The organism is Pseudomonas sp. GL93, assembly GCF_003408955.1.
Taxonomy (GTDB): Bacteria; Pseudomonadota; Gammaproteobacteria; order Pseudomonadales; family Pseudomonadaceae; genus Aquipseudomonas; species Aquipseudomonas paracarnis.
On sequence record NZ_NKRF01000061.1, the window covers coordinates 102,961 to 118,999 of the forward strand.

The 16,039-nt window shown below is 61.7% G+C and carries 12 protein-coding genes; all 12 read right to left on the reverse strand.

Translation table 11 applies throughout. The features are described from left to right. Nucleotides 1-2: 2 nt before the first annotated feature. Entirely contained in the window at nt 3-1,343 is a 1,341-nt protein-coding gene (gene pgaC, locus CER19_RS10610; RefSeq protein ID WP_116666381.1) for a poly-beta-1,6-N-acetyl-D-glucosamine synthase, read from the reverse strand. Between the two features lie 2 nt (nt 1,344-1,345). Beyond that, a complete protein-coding gene (pgaB, locus tag CER19_RS10615) occupies nt 1,346-3,349 on the reverse strand; it encodes a poly-beta-1,6-N-acetyl-D-glucosamine N-deacetylase PgaB (RefSeq protein ID WP_116666382.1) in 2,004 nt (667 codons plus the stop codon). Nucleotides 3,350-3,361: 12 nt separating this feature from the next. Then, nucleotides 3,362-5,842, reverse strand: a complete 2,481-nt coding sequence (gene pgaA, locus CER19_RS10620) for a poly-beta-1,6 N-acetyl-D-glucosamine export porin PgaA (protein ID WP_116666383.1) — start codon at nt 5,840-5,842, stop codon at nt 3,362-3,364. A gap of 320 nt (nt 5,843-6,162) precedes the next feature. Continuing rightward, on the reverse strand, nt 6,163-7,659 hold the full coding sequence (locus tag CER19_RS10625) for a YdgA family protein (protein WP_116666384.1): 1,497 nt from the start codon (nt 7,657-7,659) through the stop codon (nt 6,163-6,165). Nucleotides 7,660-7,911: 252 nt separating this feature from the next. Further along, nucleotides 7,912-8,544 (reverse strand): NADH:ubiquinone oxidoreductase subunit N, encoded by a 633-nt coding sequence (locus tag CER19_RS10630; protein WP_116666385.1) that lies wholly within the window; start codon nt 8,542-8,544, stop codon nt 7,912-7,914. 81 nt (nt 8,545-8,625) lie between these two features. Continuing rightward, the gene (locus CER19_RS10635) at nt 8,626-10,068 is read right to left on the reverse strand and encodes an efflux transporter outer membrane subunit (RefSeq protein WP_116666386.1); all 1,443 of its coding nucleotides are present in this window, start codon (nt 10,066-10,068) and stop codon (nt 8,626-8,628) included. After that, on the reverse strand, nt 10,065-10,955 hold the full coding sequence (locus tag CER19_RS10640) for an efflux RND transporter periplasmic adaptor subunit (RefSeq protein ID WP_032878498.1): 891 nt from the start codon (nt 10,953-10,955) through the stop codon (nt 10,065-10,067). Before CER19_RS10640 ends, CER19_RS10635 begins: the two co-directional genes overlap by 4 nt. After that, nucleotides 10,952-11,161: a DUF1656 domain-containing protein gene (locus CER19_RS10645; RefSeq protein WP_003187469.1), complete on the reverse strand. Its 210-nt coding sequence runs from the start codon at nt 11,159-11,161 to the stop codon at nt 10,952-10,954. The genes CER19_RS10640 and CER19_RS10645 overlap by 4 nt, the downstream gene beginning before the upstream one ends. Next, nucleotides 11,158-13,236, reverse strand: coding sequence for an FUSC family protein (locus CER19_RS10650; protein ID WP_116666387.1), 2,079 nt, complete (start codon nt 13,234-13,236; stop codon nt 11,158-11,160). The genes CER19_RS10645 and CER19_RS10650 overlap by 4 nt, the downstream gene beginning before the upstream one ends. Continuing rightward, a complete protein-coding gene (locus tag CER19_RS10655) occupies nt 13,233-13,652 on the reverse strand; it encodes a MarR family winged helix-turn-helix transcriptional regulator (protein ID WP_116666388.1) in 420 nt (139 codons plus the stop codon). Before CER19_RS10655 ends, CER19_RS10650 begins: the two co-directional genes overlap by 4 nt. A gap of 383 nt (nt 13,653-14,035) precedes the next feature. Beyond that, nucleotides 14,036-14,290, reverse strand: a complete 255-nt coding sequence (locus tag CER19_RS10660) for a DUF2789 domain-containing protein (RefSeq protein WP_116666389.1) — start codon at nt 14,288-14,290, stop codon at nt 14,036-14,038. Between the two features lie 33 nt (nt 14,291-14,323). Further along, the gene (locus tag CER19_RS10665) at nt 14,324-15,904 is read right to left on the reverse strand and encodes a glycosyltransferase family 39 protein (RefSeq protein WP_116666405.1); all 1,581 of its coding nucleotides are present in this window, start codon (nt 15,902-15,904) and stop codon (nt 14,324-14,326) included. Nucleotides 15,905-16,039 lie beyond the last annotated feature (135 nt).

A 16,039-nucleotide genomic window follows, 5' to 3' on the forward strand; every position in this document is an offset into this window, starting at 1 on the left:
GCTCACGCCTCCTCTTGGGCAGGTTTGATACCACGGTCCGGGCTGACCCAGCGTGCGCGTTTTTGATGCTGGTTGAACAACACCTTGGGAAAGCTGACCAGGGTGGTGAACAGGCTCACCAGCCAGAACACCATCGGGTACCACACGGTCCAGAACAGGGTTTTCCACAGGTCTTTTTCGTAGCGCCGGTCGATCAGGATGCTGACCGCAAACTGCAGCAGGCACACCATCGCCAGCACCAGGCCGGTAAACGCGGGTGGCACCAACGAGTCCACGGTAATCGCCGCCGGCAGCGTGACGAATTTACCCACGGCCCAGAAGATCACCGACAGCAAGAAGGTGAAGGCCCAACCGGTGGACAGGCAGTATTCGAACAACAGCGGCCACAGGTAGCGATGACGCCATTGCCAGATGCCGCGAATATTCTTGAACAGCACTTCGGCGCCGCCCTGGGCCCAGCGCAGGCGCTGTTTCCACAGGCCGCCGACGGTCTCGGGCATGAGGATCCAGCACAGGGCGCGCGGCTCGTAGAAGATCGACCAATGATCCAGTTGCAGCTTCCAACTGACATCGATGTCCTCGGTGATCATGTCGGTGCTCCAGTAGTCGATGCGGTCCAGGGCTTTCTTGCGAAACGCCACCACCACACCGGAGACCGTGAAGATCCGGCCGAACACCCGCTGGGTACGCTTGATCAAACCGATGATCGAGGAGAACTCGCCCACCTGCACCCGGCCGATCAGGGTCGAGCGGGTACGAATGCGTGGGTTACCGGTGACGGCGCCCAAGCGTGGGTTGTCGAGCATCGGCGCGACCATGTAGGCGGCCGCGTTTTTGTCCAGCAAGGCATCGCCGTCGATGCACACCAGGTATTCGCTGCGGGCGGCCACGGCGCCCATGCGCAGGGCCACGGCTTTGCCCTGGTTCTGCGCCAGGTGCAGCACGCGCAAGCGCGGGTGTTGCAGTGCCAGGGCATCGAGTACTGCGGCGGTGTTGTCGCTGGAGCCGTCGTTGACCGCGATCACTTCGATGTTCGGGTACAACTGGCCGAGGGCCGCATCAATGGTGTCGGCGACGTTATCGCCCTCGTTGTAGCAAGGGATGATGATCGAGATCAGCGGCTCGCCGGCCAGAGTCGGCGCCGGCGTGTCTTCTTCCCACGGCCAGTGGCGTTCCCAGTGCAGCCAGAAATACAGGCCACCGGCGATCCACAGCGCCGACATGAACAACGGGTAGAAGAACACGAAGTCCATCAGGAACTGCCCGGTCACCAGGAAGATCAGGCCCAGGGGCAAGCCCAGTACCAGTGCCAACACGAATATAGCCAGGATTCTGTCGAACATGATCAAGGGTTCCACTGGTTGGAAAGGGCCGGACGTATGGTCTTCAAGTCCGGGGAGTTTTCCAGGAAGTTGTCCGGGTAGTAGCCGAAACTGGTGACGCCCTGGCGTTTGAGTACACCCATCCATTGCGCCAGTTGTTCAGCGCTGATATCCGGCGCGGCTGGGGTGCGCCAATCTTTGGCTTGCAATTCGAAGACGGTTTTTTCCAATGCGCCGGGGCGTGCCTTGACCGTGGCCACCAGTTTTTCCAGCCAGGCATTGGAGTTTTTCAACGACTCACCTTCCATCAGCGGCATGGCCATGGGCGCCGTCCAGTCGTAGGTCTTAAGGAAGTCATCGAGGTTCTGCGCGAACCAGGCTTCGCTGCCGGGATTGAGCATCGGCTCGGCGAAGATATTGCGAGCAGTGAGTATCTGCGGGCCGCGAATAGCGCGGACCTTGCCGGTCAACTCGTTGGTGAAATCGATCAGGTAGCGGCTCTTGAAGCGAGTCCAACGCTGCATCACTGCAGGGTCGGCACGCAGCGCAGCGATATTGTCCGGCAAGCCCTGGGCAGCATAGGCCTTGAGTGCGGCGGGGCTGGCGTCTTCAAAGTCGCTCAGCAGCGCATCGTCGTGATACAGCACGCCGTCGATAGCACTGTTGCTGGTACGCGCCAGGTCTTCGTAGATCTCACCGATGAGCTGCCGCACTTTCGGATCAAAGGGCGACAGGCGCTTGTATTGATCCGGATCGGTAGCAACCTTGCCGGTCTGCGGGTCCCAACGGGTCACGCGTGGCAGCTTGGGGTCGAGGGCAAAGCTGAGCACCGGCATCCACGCAAACACGCTGGCGTGGGCACGGGTATGCAACTGCCAGGAAACGCGGTTGAACAGGTCGGCGCGCATTGGCAGGTGGCGGTTGGGGAAGTACACCGAATGCACCAGGCCATCACCCTTGGGGTCGGCGTAGGCTTGCAGGAACACCGTGACGGCGCCCATGTCCACCACGCGCTGCACCAGCACATCGAGGTTGTGCGCTTGTTGGACCGGGTCGGGGTCATAAACGTGATCCAGGTCCACATGCAAGACGCGCAACGGTGCCTTGGCCTGAACCGAAACCATGCTGCTGGCGAAGTGTTCACCATCCGGGTCGGAGGCCACCAAAAAGCGCGGGCTGTTCATCAACTTGTTGGAATCATCCAAACCGTCATCCAGCGTAAGCGCCATCTCATAGCCGTGTTCACCCACCACGGCCAGGGTGGTGCCATCGGCCGCGCCATACGGCCATACCCACACCCGTGGAGCCTTGCCAGTGACGGTACGGATTTTATTGGAGATGGCTGCTACGTCAGTACGCATCCGCGCCTGGAACTGCGCCTCGGTTTCATAGCGACCGGTCGCCGGATCATAGCGGCGCGTGGTGGCCGCCGGTTCGAGGTTGCCCTGGGGATTGGCGAGTATGCCTTTGTGATTGGCGTCGGTATGGGCGGCGATTTCCACCAGGCCCGATCGGGACACTTCACGAATCTGCTGCCAGGTCAGGAAGTCGCCCCGTGGGCGCGGGGTACCGGCGAAGTCCACCGGCTGGTTCAGCGGCGTGTCGATCCAACTGCCCACCGGCGCCAGCACGGCCGGCCAATTGTAGGCCCGCAGGATCGGCATCACGCGGGTGTAGAAGCTGGAATAACCGTCATCGAAGCTGAGCATCACGGCCTTGGGCGGCAGTGTCGGCCCGCCCCGGCGCGCAGCAAGGACTTGATCCACGCTGACCGCCTGGTAACCGTTCTCGCGCAGCCAGGCCAATTGCTCGATCAAGCGCTCGGTACGCACCGCCACCACGGCCTGGTCAGGGTCGTTGTCCGAGACGTCGTGGTAGGCAATGCCCAGGAAATGGTTCTTCGGCCACGGCGCTTCGCTGGCCAGTGTCGGCCGCTCGGCAGGTGGAACGAATGGCGCGGGTTGCTGGGCGCATGCGGCGGCCAGCATTACACCCAGGACCAGGAAAAAACGGCTGAGGAGGGTCATGGTCAGGCTCTTCTAGAAACGGTAAGTGAGGTCCAGGAGCAGGCGCAAATCGCGTTCGCGCTCGCCGTCGTAAGGTCGGCTGACCAGGCTCAGGTTGGCGCCGGCTTCCAGCACGTCATTCCAGCGAAAGCGTTGGCCATACCCGATCAAGCCGACGCCGCCGGTGGAGTAATCCTTTTGGCTATAGGTACCCGCACCGAGCTGGAACTGCTGACTCCACTGGGTTTCGTAGCGGTGATAAAGCACATGGTTGACGTTGACGGTGGGCAACACGCTGAAGTCGGACTTGGGGTTGAAGTAGATCGTGTCTTCCTTGCTGTTGCGGCTGGCTCCAACTTCCAGGCCCAGCTCTACTTGCACTTTGGGCGAGCTGTAGATGCCTTCGCGGCCGGTGAGCAAGGCTTCGACGCGGTCGTTGCCATCGCTGAAATGCGACGGGCTGACGGCCAGTTTCCACTCGCGGCTTTCGTTGGCGCGCCGGCGGATAAACCCGCTGCCGCCGTTGGCCGTGACACCCTCATTCAACGCCCGCAACGGTGTGGTGTTGAGCAGGTAGCCAAGGCTGCCGCCGTACTGCCAGTGGTCGTTGATGTCGCGGGCAATCGACACGCTCGCGCCTTGTTTGGCGCCATCGCCATAGGAGTGGTTGGACACTTCGGCTTCGATGGTCATGTCGCGGGTGCGCCGCTCCACACCCACACGCTGCCAGCGGTGATGGCTGGTGCCTTCGGCAAAATCGGCAGTGCCATAACCGACACCGGCAAACAGGCGCCAGTCCTCGTCGATGGGCGGGGTGTAGATCACGCTTTCTATGCCCCAGTCACGGCTACCCGACACCGCGCCGGCCTCTTGGTTGTTACCGCCACCGAAGCTTTTACCGGTGTAGGCTTCCACCCGCACTTCGGCCATGTCGTGGACGTCGCGCAAGCGTTTGAGGCGCTGTACCTGGCGGTTGTCCGGGGCGCGGGCAACGACGTCATCGGTAAGCAGGTCCAGTTGCCGCCATTCCTGCAGGTCCAACGCGGTGAAGCCTTGGGACATTTCCACCCCGATGTCACGGGGGCTCTGGTTTTCGGTCTCCTTGAGCGAGTCTTCAGCGCGTCTGGGCCATTCACGGGCACGGTACATTTCTGCCTGTGCCAAACGTACACCGATGCTGCCGGGAGCTTTGCTCCCCAGGTCTTCCAGTGCTTGCTCGCTGGCATTCAGATCGGCGCCATAGGTACCGGCCTGGGCCGCCAATTGCTGGGCGTCCATCCATTCGTCGTTAGGGTTGCCGATAGGCAAACCCTTGAGTTCAACCCGAGGTTTTTCGGTGCTGGCCAACTGCGTGGCGACCGCACGCGCCTCATCCACCTGGTCGTTTTCCAACAAGGCGTAGAACAGGGCGGTGCTGTCTTTGACATGATCACCGACGTCGGCATCCGCTGCAGTCAGCGCCTGGCGATACAGCGGCGCGGCTTTTTCCGGCAGGCGCTGGTCGAGGTAGGATGCGGCGACCCAGCGCACGGCGTAGGTCGGCAACTGCACGCCTTGGGCGGTGAGCACTTCGTATTCGCGAATCACCTCAGCGGTGCGCGCACGGGCCTTGAGTGCCCCAAGCCGGTCGATACGCCAGCGCACGACGTCGTCGTGGGCAGTGGCGTCCGGGGCCCAGCGGCTGATCAGCTTGTCGTAATCCTGCAAGGCGCGATCGGCGATGACGTAGCGTTCTTTTTCGGTACGCGTAGCGAACTCGGCCATGCGCACGCGCTCGGCGGCAAGGTCGCCTTCCAGGCGGCGCTGGGTGACCGCGTCCACCAGGCCCGGGCGCTTGGCCGACAGGCGCAGGGCAGCTTCGGGCAAGCGAGCCTTTTGCAGGGCGACGATGTATTCACGGGCCACTTCCGGCTTGTCGCCGGCACGGATAAAGGCTTGGTCGAACTCGAACAAGGCGTCGTAATTCAAGCCGGCGCGTGTCAGCGCATAACCCAGGGCCATGCGGCGGTCCGGATCATTGGGTTGCGCTGCCACCATCGTGCGCAAGCGTTGCACCGCCTCGTTGGCTTTGCCGCCATCGGCCTGGGTGAGGGCATGGCCTAATTGCAGATTGATATTATTCGGCTCACGCAAAAGCGCCTGGCGATAGACCGCTTCGGCCTGAGCCCACTGCTTTTGATTGCGATAAGTGCGCGCCACCGTGGCGAGTGCCTGGGTGGTGAGGTTGCGATGCTTTCCTTGCGCCTCGTAAACCTTGAGCACTTCAGCGTCTTGCCCGGCCCAGCCGGCGATCACCAGGTGGTCACTGACCTGGCCTGGGGTCTGGCGTTCGGCGGGCAGTTGGCGCAGTTGGGTCAGCGCCGGCGTGAAGTTACCGTTGCGGGCCTGGATGATCAGGGCGTCGTAGGCTGGGTCGGCAAACGCAAGGCCTGGAACCAGCAATTGGCTGCAAAGGGCGGCCCCGATAAGCAGACGCAACCGGCCTGAGGCACTGTAGGGGTGGTTTCGCAGCATATCGTGAGCTTCCTTACACACGGAAAGCCCTAACGATAGATGGTCCTGAGCAAAACGCATCAGGGTGTCGGCGTCTCGGGACCCGACCTAGCTTTCCTGGAGGAACTATCTCTTAGGGAAGTAGGGGGAAGCACAATTTCGAACAATTGTTCAGAATTGTACGATCGGTTTTTTTGCCCTGCACAGAAGCAAATGTGGGAGCTGGCTTGTGTGGGAGCCGGGCTTGCCCGCGATGCAGGCACCGCGGTCGTTCAGCCAGACCGGGGCGATGCTATCGCAGGCAAGCCAGCTCCCACATTTTTTTACCGCATTTTCAACGCTTATTGGGCGCCGCTGACCGCACCGGCTTTGGACATCACAAAGCTGAGGAACTGCTCGACGGTCATCTTCTGGCCGTTGAAAGTCACTTCGTTGTTGGCGTAGTGCAGTTTGGAAACCACGTCGGTGCCCACCAGGGTCGCCAGTTGAGTGCCGACCGCCATGCTGCTGACCATCTCGGCCGCCATCTGCGATTGCTGTTCGATGGCTTGCGGGTCGGTCACCCCGCCCACCTGGGCTTGCAGGGCTGCCACGTCGCTGATCATCGGCTTGGACAGGGTCAGGTTGGCATCCAGCAGCGAGACCATTTGCTTGCCCAGCTCAACCGGTGGCAGTTCCATGGACGTTGGCTTGGTCAGGTCCACCACCAGGTTGAACTTGCTTTCGCCACGGGTGGTTTTGAGCGACAGGTTTTCCACGGCCAGTTGCGGCTTGGCGGCCAGCACCTGGTTGACGTTGGCTTCGGCCAGGGCTTGCTCGGCTTCGGTCATTTGCAGCTCCGGCACCGGTTGACCGGCAGCGGCGGCGGCTTGCACCGGTTGCATCTTGTCCTGGTAGAGCTTGGTCAGCACCAGCATCGCCGGGATGTCGACGTTCTTCATGCTCACGGCCATGGCGGCCGAGCCTACCGCTTTGCCCTGGTAGCCGATCTCGTCGATCTTGTAGTCGACGCGGCCAGCCAGGTTGTTGTCCTTGGTTTCGCTGGAGTCTTTCTGCTCGAAACCCTTGAGGGTCAGCACGGCTTTCTGCGGGCCGAAGGTGACCTTGGTGTCGGTCAGCTCCACGGTGTTCTGGCCGGTGTAGAAACCGAAGCTGGTTTTTTCCAGGTTGCTGGCCACGGTCAGGCCGGCCAGTTCCGCTTCGAACGGTGCGCCTTCGGCGTCCACTGCGGCAACTTTGAGGCTGTTCATAAAGCCTTCGGCCTTGACCTTCTGGCCTTCGGCGCTGCTGTCGAAGTTCAGGTTGGCGCCGGAGAAGCTCACCGAGGAGGTGGCGTCCTTGAATTCCAGGGGCAGCAATTCGACGTTGCCACTGACCGAGCGGCTATAGCCGATATTCGCCACGCCTTTGAGCGGCGACACGTCTTTGCTGGCGGCGAACCATTTTTCGGTGGTGGGGTTCTTTTCCAGTTCGTAGTGACTGGTGGCCATGACCGGCAGCCACTTGAGCGTCACCAGGCGCGAGAACGGCAGCGGGCCGTGTTCGATATGGTCGACGAACAGCAATTCGGGGTTCGGGTTGTCTTCGCCGAACACGCTGCCTTGGCCTTTGAGGCGATAGTGCGCCGTGCTGCTGAACACGCCACGGTCCAGGGACACCAGCTCCAGGGTCACGCGGCCGTCGACGCCGGCCATGGAGGTCTGCAGTTCTTTATTGGCACTCTGGATAGCGGTTTGCAGGACCGGCTCCAGTTGTTTACCGGTGTACCAGGCACCGCCCGCACTGACGGCGCCGACGGCGACAACAAAACCCAAGAAAACAACGGCTGGCTTATTCATGAAGTGACCTGATCAAATCCTGTGAGAAGTGGGCTGTCTTCCTTGAACCCCGAAGGGGTTCCTGTAGGAGCGAGCTTGCTCGCGAAGAACGCATAGGCACCGCGTTTATCCAGAATGCACGCGTTATCGTTGGCATCTTTCGCGAGCAAGCTCGCCCCTACAGTCGTGGCCCGTGTGGCCAAAGGCTGGGGAAGATTAGCACTGGCGGGCGTAAACGGCCCAGCCTTTCAGAGGGATCAGTTCAGCAGGAGTTCAGGAGTACTCCTGTTCGACTTCATCCAATTGGTGATCAAAACTCTTCAAGCGTGCGGTCCAGGTGTACACCAACACCTCGAACTCGCGGTGTATCACGGCATTGCCGGGGGTGTCGGTCTTGGGGTCGCAAAAATCCAGTTGGTAGCGCTCGCGGGCCATTTGCGTGGCGACATCGGACAATTCCCGCGCGTTATCGAGCCAGTGCCTACCGTCTGCGACCTGTCGATCCAGCAGCACGCATTGTTTTTTCAGGACTTCGAGGCTTTTTTCCAGCGGCGTGCCGGTGAGGTCGCCCATGACTTCCTGGAATGTGCGCCCCGGCTGCCAGTAACTGCCCCAGAAATAACGGTCGAATACGGTTTCGACGCGGCGCAGGGCAACCTTGGTATCCCAGATCGCCACGCGGGTCTTGCCCTGTTCGAGGAGTTTTTTCTTCACCCGCTGGTTTTGATACGACGCCCAGGCCACCACGCCGATGGACAGGGTGCCGATCACCAGGCAGGCGCTGTCCAGGAACACCATGGCCTTGTCGAGTTGATGGGCGAGCATGACACCGTAGAAATACGCGGCCGATAACAATACCAGTGCGAAGAGCACGCACCAGAAAGCGGGAGCATAAGGGTTTTTCATTATTGGAATCCCCATGAGCAAACGCGAGCTTTGTCGGGTGAGACGTCACGGCGCCTCACCTGACAAAGCATAGCAATCACCTCACGGTTTGCCGGGTTTTACCCCTTGCGTTCGTCCGCTTTCCCAGCCGCCGCCCAGGGCCAGGAACAGATCGATCTGGCTCATGGCAACCTGGGTGTTGGCCGCCGCCAATTGGGCGCGCATATCGGTGTAGGTGCGCGTGGCTTGCAGGTCGGCCAGGAACGATTCGCGACCGGCCTGGAAGAAGCGGTGGGTCTGGCCTGCCGCCTCTTTCGCCGACTGTTCGGCTTCGGCCAGGGCGTCGCGGCGCTGCAACACCGCGGTGTATTGCGCCAGGCCGGTCTGGGTTTCGCGGATGGCGTTGAGTACCACGCCGTCGAAGTGGGCCAGGGCGCCCCGGGTCGCGGCTTCAGCTTCATGCACGCGGGCGCGGGCACCGTTGGTCGGTACCGTCCAGCTGATCATCGGGCCAAAGCCCCAGCGGTTGGTGGCAGGCGTGCCGAGGTTTTCCAGCAAGCCGACGGTGCCGATCGTGGCGCCGATGCTGATATCCGGGTACAGCGCGCCGGGGGCCACGCCGATACGTGCGGTCGCGGCAGCCAACTGGCGCTCAGCCTGGCGCACATCAGGCCGGCGTTTGAGCAGCGTGGCGCCGTCGCCTACCGGCAGCAGTTGAGCGATATGCGGCAGCTCGGCGCAGGTGCCCGTGCCGGCTGGCAGTTGGTCGACAGGTTTGGCCAGCAACATCGACAGCCGGAACAGCGCCGCCTGACGCGAGGCTTCATAGCGCGGAATGTCGGCGCGCAGGGATTTGTATTGGGTTTGCGAGCGGGTCACCTGGGTTTCGTCGCCGCGCCCGGCATCCCGCAGGCGCTGGGTCAGCTTGGTGCTCTGCGCTTGCAGGTCGAGGGATTCGTTGGCAATCGCCAGCTCTTCGTTGGCCGCGCACACCTGGGTATAGGAACGCACCACATCGGCCACCAGGGTGATGCGAGCGATGTCGGCCGCCGCCTGGGTTGCATCGGCGCTGGCCTTGGCGCTTTCGATGCCGCGCTGCAAGGTGCCAAACAGGTCGAACTGATAGGACGTGGTGATGCCGACGCTGCCGATGTTGCCGACCGGGACTTTGTCCGGCAGCAAAAATGCTTCTCCCGATTCCTGCAAGCGCTGGGCCTCGGCCTTGGCACCGGCACTCCAGCCACCCGCGGATTCAGCCTGCTGCACCTGGTAACGCGAACGCTGCAAGTTGGCGGCGGCCACGCGCAGGTCAGTGTTGGAGGCCATGGCCTGGCGCACCAGTTCGTCCAGGCGCGGGTCTTTGTACAGCTTCCACCAATCGGCCGGCACCGGCGCCGAGACCACATTGCTGCCCTCGCCCATGATCGGCCCTTGCAGGTCGCCACGGTTGACTGCGGCCTGTTCCGGCAGTTTGTAATCCGGGCCTACGACTTGGCAGGCCGACAGCAACAACCCCAGGGAAGCGGTTGCCAGAAGCCGCTTCATGGTTTGTCCCCGTCTTTAACTTTATCGTCAATGATCGACACCGTCGCCGTGCGCCCGGCGATCATGCGAAAGTCCGCCGGCACGTCATCAAAGGCAATGCGCACGGGGATCCGCTGGGCCAGGCGCACCCAGCTGAACGCCGGGTTGACGTTGGGCAACAGGTTGGAGCCGCTGCTGCGGTCGCGGTCTTCGATACCGGCGACGATGCTCTGCACGTGGCCATGCAGGCGCGCGTTGTCGCCGATCACACGGATGTCCACGCCCATGCCGACGTGGATGCCGTCGAGTTTGGTCTCTTCGAAATAACCGTCGATGTGGAAGGAATTGCTGTCCACCACCGACAGCACCGGGCGCCCGGCGGTGACGAATTCCTGGGTACGCGGTGCGCGGTCGTTGACGTAACCGTCCACAGGGCTGCGGATCACCGAGCGGTCGAGGTTGAGTTGGGCGGAGTCGACCGTCACTTGCGCTTCGGCCAGGGCCGATTGGGCGCGAGCGACGCGGGACTGGCTCTCTTCCAGTTGCTCGCTGGGCACCAGGTTGCCAAGGCCACGGTTACGCTTGTACTCGCGCTGGGCCTGGGCCAGGGTTTCCTGGCGGTCGGCCACGGCGGCCTGGGCTTGGCGCAGGGCCAGCTTGAAGCGGTCCTGGTCGACGGCGAAGAGCACCTGGCCCTTGGTCACCAACTGGTTGTCGCGCACGTCCACGCGTTGGATCAGCCCGGACACGTCGGGGGCGATCTGCACGATGTCGGCACGGATGTGGCCGTCACGGGTCCAGGGCGCAAACATGTAGTACATGACCATGCGCCACACAACGACGACCGCGAAACTCACGATCAACAACGTCAGGACGACACGGCCGATAGTCAAAAAAGGTTTTTTCATGTCATCAGATATCGACTGAGTGAGTCCACCGCGCCCAGCAACAGCGCGTACAGCCCCACATTGAACAATGCCCGGTGCCAGACCAGGCGATAGAAGTGCATGCGCGTCAACAGCCCGTGCACCACCAGAAACAACACATAGGTAATGCCCATCAGCACCAGCAGCGTGGGCAGGAACACCCCGCTGATATCCAGATCACCGATCATAAAGGCGCTCCATCGGGTAGCGGCGCTTCCATTTCCGTGCCGCCAATGAATTCCACACCAGGCAACAGCGCCAGGCGCAGGCCGGCCAAGGCGTGCAGCAGGTGCAGGCGGGTGTCGTCTTCGTCTTGCAGGCCCTGGCCGTTGAGGGCGCGGCGCGTGCGGTCCAGGGTCATCAGCAGACCGCTGGGCGCGGGCAAGCGTTCACCCGCCTTCAGGCAGGCCTTGAAGTAACCGCCCACGCCCTCCACCACCTGGTTGAGCAACACCCGTGGCACACCGAGGATGCGTGGCGAGTAGGCCAGCAAGTCGAGCAGGTTCAGCGCCACGCGCAGGTCGCGCAGAGCGATGCCAGTGTCCTGGCCGGTGAGCGCCAGGCGCGGCAGGTGTTGCATCAGGCGGTCGAGCATTTGTGCAGCCATGTGTCGGTGCTCGGCCAGGGTGGCAGGCTCGGTGAGGCTGACGATGTCGCGCCAGCTGAAACGGGTGAGGCGCTTGGCCGCCAATTCAGCGCCGAAGGGGCGGGCGATCAAGGTCCACACAAAGGCGAACAGCAGCCCCACGGGCCCGGCCAGGTTGACGTTGGCGAAGTTGAGAAAGTCCGCGTCATAGGCGCCCTGGATACTGATGAAGGACGACGTATTGACCAACGTCAGCAACATACCCAGGTAGAAGCGTGGCTGAACCGTAAGGGTGCCGATGCAGATAAACGGCACGGCGAAGGCCAGCACCAGCATGGGGAAATCATGCAGGTTGGGCAGCACCAGAAACAGATACAGGCTGGCGAACAGCACCGACATGGCGGTCCAGAAAAAGAACCGGTAGATCTGCGGCGCCGGGTCGTCCATCGAAGCGAAGAAGCTGCAGGCGACGGCGGCCAGAATCACGGCGCTGCCGCCGTCGGTCCAGCCCAGCAGAATCCACAATACCGAAGCGACAATGATTGCGGTGACGGTGGAAAACGCCGAGTAGAACATCAGCCCACGGTCGAGGAATGGCGTGAGCCGGCCCAGGCGCCAGTGACGGTAAACAGCGCGCCAGGTGTCCTGGCTTTCGCATTGAATGGCGGCTTGCAGGCTGCGGCAGTCTTGCCACAGGTCGACCCATTCGCCCAGGCGGTACAGGGCGTTGGAGAACAGCAACGTATGACGTTCATCCAGCGCTTCGCCCTGGGGTTGAGCGGCGTCGATCTTGTCGCGCAGCACGCGCCAGCGTTCCAGCGGCGCTTGTTCGGTGGTGCTTTGTAGCCAGGCGTTGGCTTCTTCCAGCAACGGTTTGAGCCGGTCGAGAAACTCCGGTGCGCGATGCTCGATGGCGTACACCGCGTCATCCAGCGCATCGATTACCGGCAGCAGATGAATCATGCGCCCGCGCAGTTCCTTGGTGTTGCGCACCGTCTGCGGGCGCGCGCCTTCGTGGGGCAGTTGGCCGATCATCAACTCAAGGGTATTGAAGGTGGCGACCATGCCGCCGCGCAGGTTGCTGACTTCTTGCGGGTCGACCTTGCGGCTGAGAAAGCGCTGGCTGTAGACCTGGGCGTCGCTGAACCACTTGGCCACCGAGCCATCGAACACCGGCATCAGGCGCCGTGGCCAGAACATTGCGCCCACCACCGCCGCGACCGCGATGCCGAGGAAAATTTCTTCGGTACGCGCCTCCGCCACATCCCAGACCGCCAAGGGGTTATCCACCACCGGCAAGGCAATCAGCGGCAAGGTGTAGCCGGCCAGCATCAGGGCGTAATTATTGGCCGTGCGCAGGTGCATGGAGAGGAACAGCAAGGTGCCCGTCCATAACGCGACCACCACCACCAACAGGTAAGGCGACTGCACGAACATCGGCACAAACAGCACCGCCGCCGCCGCGCCCATGAAGGTGCCAATGGCGCGGTACAAAGCCTTGGAACTGGTGGGCCCGACAAACGGGCTGGAAACGATATACACCGTGGCCATCGCCCAGTACGGACGTGGCATTTGCATCAGCATGGCGATATACAGCGCAATCATCGACGCAGCGAAGGTACGCACCCCGTAGAACCAGTCGCGGGCAGGCGGGAAGCCGGTAAAAAATCCGTTCAAGGCGACACAGCCTCGGCCGCTTCGAAGGCGCGCAGTACGCGCAGTGCGGCTTCCAGGTCGGTGGGCGCGATATCCACAAGGACTTCCTTGCGCAGGCGAACCAGTTGGGCTTCTACCGCCTGCACCAGTTCACGGCCGCGCTCGGTGAGGCTCAGGGCCTTGGCGCGGCGGTCGTGAATGTCTTCGGTGCGGCACACATAGCCGTCGCCGCACAGACGATCGAGCAGGCGCACCAGTGACGGGCTCTCCATGCCGGAGGCCTGGGCTACTTTGACCTGGTGCACGCCGTCACCCAGGCGGCCGATCATCAACAACGGCACGGCGCAGGCTTCGGAGATGCCATAGCTCACCAGCGTGGTCTGGCAGATCTTGCGCCAGTTACGGGCGCCCACCACCATGCTGCTGCTCAGGTTCATCTGAAGTTGTTCGAGGGATTGAGACACTGGATAGTTCGCATACAGTTAGTTTGCTAACTATTAATATGGTGGAGGGAGGAAGAGCCGTCAAGTTTTGAAACAATTTATCGATGGGTGGAGCGATTCAGCAGCAACACTGCAGAACGAATGTGGGAGGGGGCTTGCTCCCGATTGCGATGGGCCAGCCACAGATGCATTTACTGACACGCCCTCATCGGGAGCAAGCCCCCTCCCACATTTGGATCAGCGTCGGATGTCCGGGCTATTTTTCAGCCCAAGGGACTGATGGAGATGGGCATAACCGACCAAAGACATCGCGTAACCTCAGAAAAAGCTCACTGAAGCGATTAAAGCCCAGATTTTTTCAAGTTTTAGCGTAACGGCTAAGTTTTTTGCACCCCTCGCCCACCCCGCAACATCAGGTTCAACTCATCCACCACCTCCGCCCAATCCGCATCCTCCAGAATTTCCTCACGCAAAAACGCCTTCTGGCTATCTGTCCAGAAGAACGCCTCCGCCAATTTCAACTCCGGCTTGAGCGGCGAATGAGCGGCCACAAACTGATCAATGCTGACCGGGTCATCTTCCAACCCAAGCTGTTTGAACAACGACGGCAAGCTATGCACTGGCGATTCCATGATGAGCTCCTGATAGAGAAGGGTTAATCGAGTCTAGCGGCAACCCTCAGGTTGCGGCGCCGGCACCTTGCACAGCACGAACAGACGCGCCCGTGCGCCACCGCCGTCCTGGCGACTGAGCTCGCGCCAACCTTCGGGGAGCGGGGCGAAGTCGTCCGGTGCTTCATTGCTGCTGATCAGCCATACGCGCCGGGTATTGGCCGGTAATGCCGATAAAGAATCCAGATAGATGCGCCCGCCATCCTGATCTACCAGGGTGCCGAAGCCGTAGGCATTTGGCCGGGTCGACGTGCCGTCGGGTTTGGGCGGGGTGTGGAGCTGCAACTGGGCGTCAGTTTCGTCGTAGTACACGTAGCTGAGGTACCACATCATGTCGCTGAGGACGATGCGGTCGTCTTCCTGGTAATTGCGATTGACGAACTCCACCGGCACGTTGAATTGGTCGTGCTCATCTACCTCGAAGTTGTTCTTTAACCCCAACAGTTCTACGCCAACAAACAGTGCGAACAACGCCACGCCCAGCCAGGACAAACGGGACGGCAAACGGTCGATGGCAAGTGCCAGGACTATCGGCAGGCCTAACGCATACACCGTGAGGTAGCGCTCGATAAACACTGGCGAGATAAAGGACACGCCATAGACCAGCAGCAGCGGCAGCAGGCAAAACAGTGCCGGCAGGCGCGCCGCGCGGTTGCGCCAGGCCTCCAGAACAACCACCACGGCCAGCAGCAGGGGGAACAGCCAGAACAGCGGCGACCACAGGCCGAGACCGTCATCCTGCAACAGGAACTGCCAGACCATCGACGGCAGCGACAGCAGATTGACCGGCTCTTCCCAACCAATGTCGCCGCCGACTTTGAGCTGTTCGACGTGCTGCACCAGGTCCAGCAGGTTGGGCAGCCAGGGCAAATACAACAACACTATCGCTATGTTGGCGGCCCACCAGGCAGGTCGCGTAATCAAGCGTTGAGCTGGCGCCTGCAATCCCAGATACGCCCAATGCACCAGCACGCACAGCGCGGTGAAGTAGTGGGTATAGAACCCGGCGCTCATCAACAGCACATACACAGCCAAATAACGCGCGCGTTCAGGCTGCCTCACCCAGTACACCAGCGCCAGCGTGGCGCCCATTAACCACACGCCCAGCAGCGAATACATGCGCACTTCCTGGCTGTAGCGCACCGCCGTCGGCAACAGCGCCAGCAGGATACCCGCCAGCACGGCCGAGCGTCGGGTGGACAGTTGCCGTGTCAGCCAGATGCCCAGGCCCACTACGGCCACACCGGGGATTGCACTCAGGCTGCGAATCGAGCCGATGCTATCGCCGAACACCTCGATCCAACCGCGCAGCAGCAAGAAATACAGCGGCGGGTGCACATCATGGGCCGCGTGAAACCACAGGTCGGCCAGGGCGTATTCGCTGAGTAACAGGCTTGAGCCTTCGTCGCCCCAGATCGCCGCCGAGGTGAGGTGGTAAAACCGCAGGGCCATGGCCAGCGCCAGGATCGGTACCCACCACAGACGGCTGAGCCAGCCGGCACCTTCCCAGGTCAAGCGATGGAAGGTCGGCAATGCTCCAACTTTTTCGTTTTGCTCTACCACAGACCGACGCACCTCAAATTCTCCCGGCATGACCCTGCTTGCCTATGCGCAAACACCGCCACTCTAGGCCAAAAGCCCTGGCCTCGCCGCTGGAATCGGACAAATCAGCAATTTGTGTAGGCCTTCAGCGAAGCACTCGTCGGATCA

Bases quoted from the DNA above. Each gene is read 5' to 3' on its own strand.
- pgaC (WP_116666381.1), bottom strand. From the start codon at position 1,343: ATGTTCGACAGAATCCTGGCTATATTCGTGTTGGCACTGGTACTGGGC.
- pgaB (WP_116666382.1), bottom strand. From the start codon at position 3,349: ATGACCCTCCTCAGCCGTTTTTTCCTGGTCCTGGGTGTAATGCTGGCC.
- pgaA (WP_116666383.1), bottom strand. From the start codon at position 5,842: ATGCTGCGAAACCACCCCTACAGTGCCTCAGGCCGGTTGCGTCTGCTT.
- CER19_RS10625 (WP_116666384.1), bottom strand. From the start codon at position 7,659: ATGAATAAGCCAGCCGTTGTTTTCTTGGGTTTTGTTGTCGCCGTCGGC.
- CER19_RS10630 (WP_116666385.1), bottom strand. From the start codon at position 8,544: ATGAAAAACCCTTATGCTCCCGCTTTCTGGTGCGTGCTCTTCGCACTG.
- CER19_RS10635 (WP_116666386.1), bottom strand. From the start codon at position 10,068: ATGAAGCGGCTTCTGGCAACCGCTTCCCTGGGGTTGTTGCTGTCGGCC.
- CER19_RS10640 (WP_032878498.1), bottom strand. From the start codon at position 10,955: ATGAAAAAACCTTTTTTGACTATCGGCCGTGTCGTCCTGACGTTGTTG.
- CER19_RS10645 (WP_003187469.1), bottom strand. From the start codon at position 11,161: ATGATCGGTGATCTGGATATCAGCGGGGTGTTCCTGCCCACGCTGCTG.
- CER19_RS10655 (WP_116666388.1), bottom strand. From the start codon at position 13,652: ATGAACCTGAGCAGCAGCATGGTGGTGGGCGCCCGTAACTGGCGCAAG.
- CER19_RS10660 (WP_116666389.1), bottom strand. From the start codon at position 14,290: ATGGAATCGCCAGTGCATAGCTTGCCGTCGTTGTTCAAACAGCTTGGG.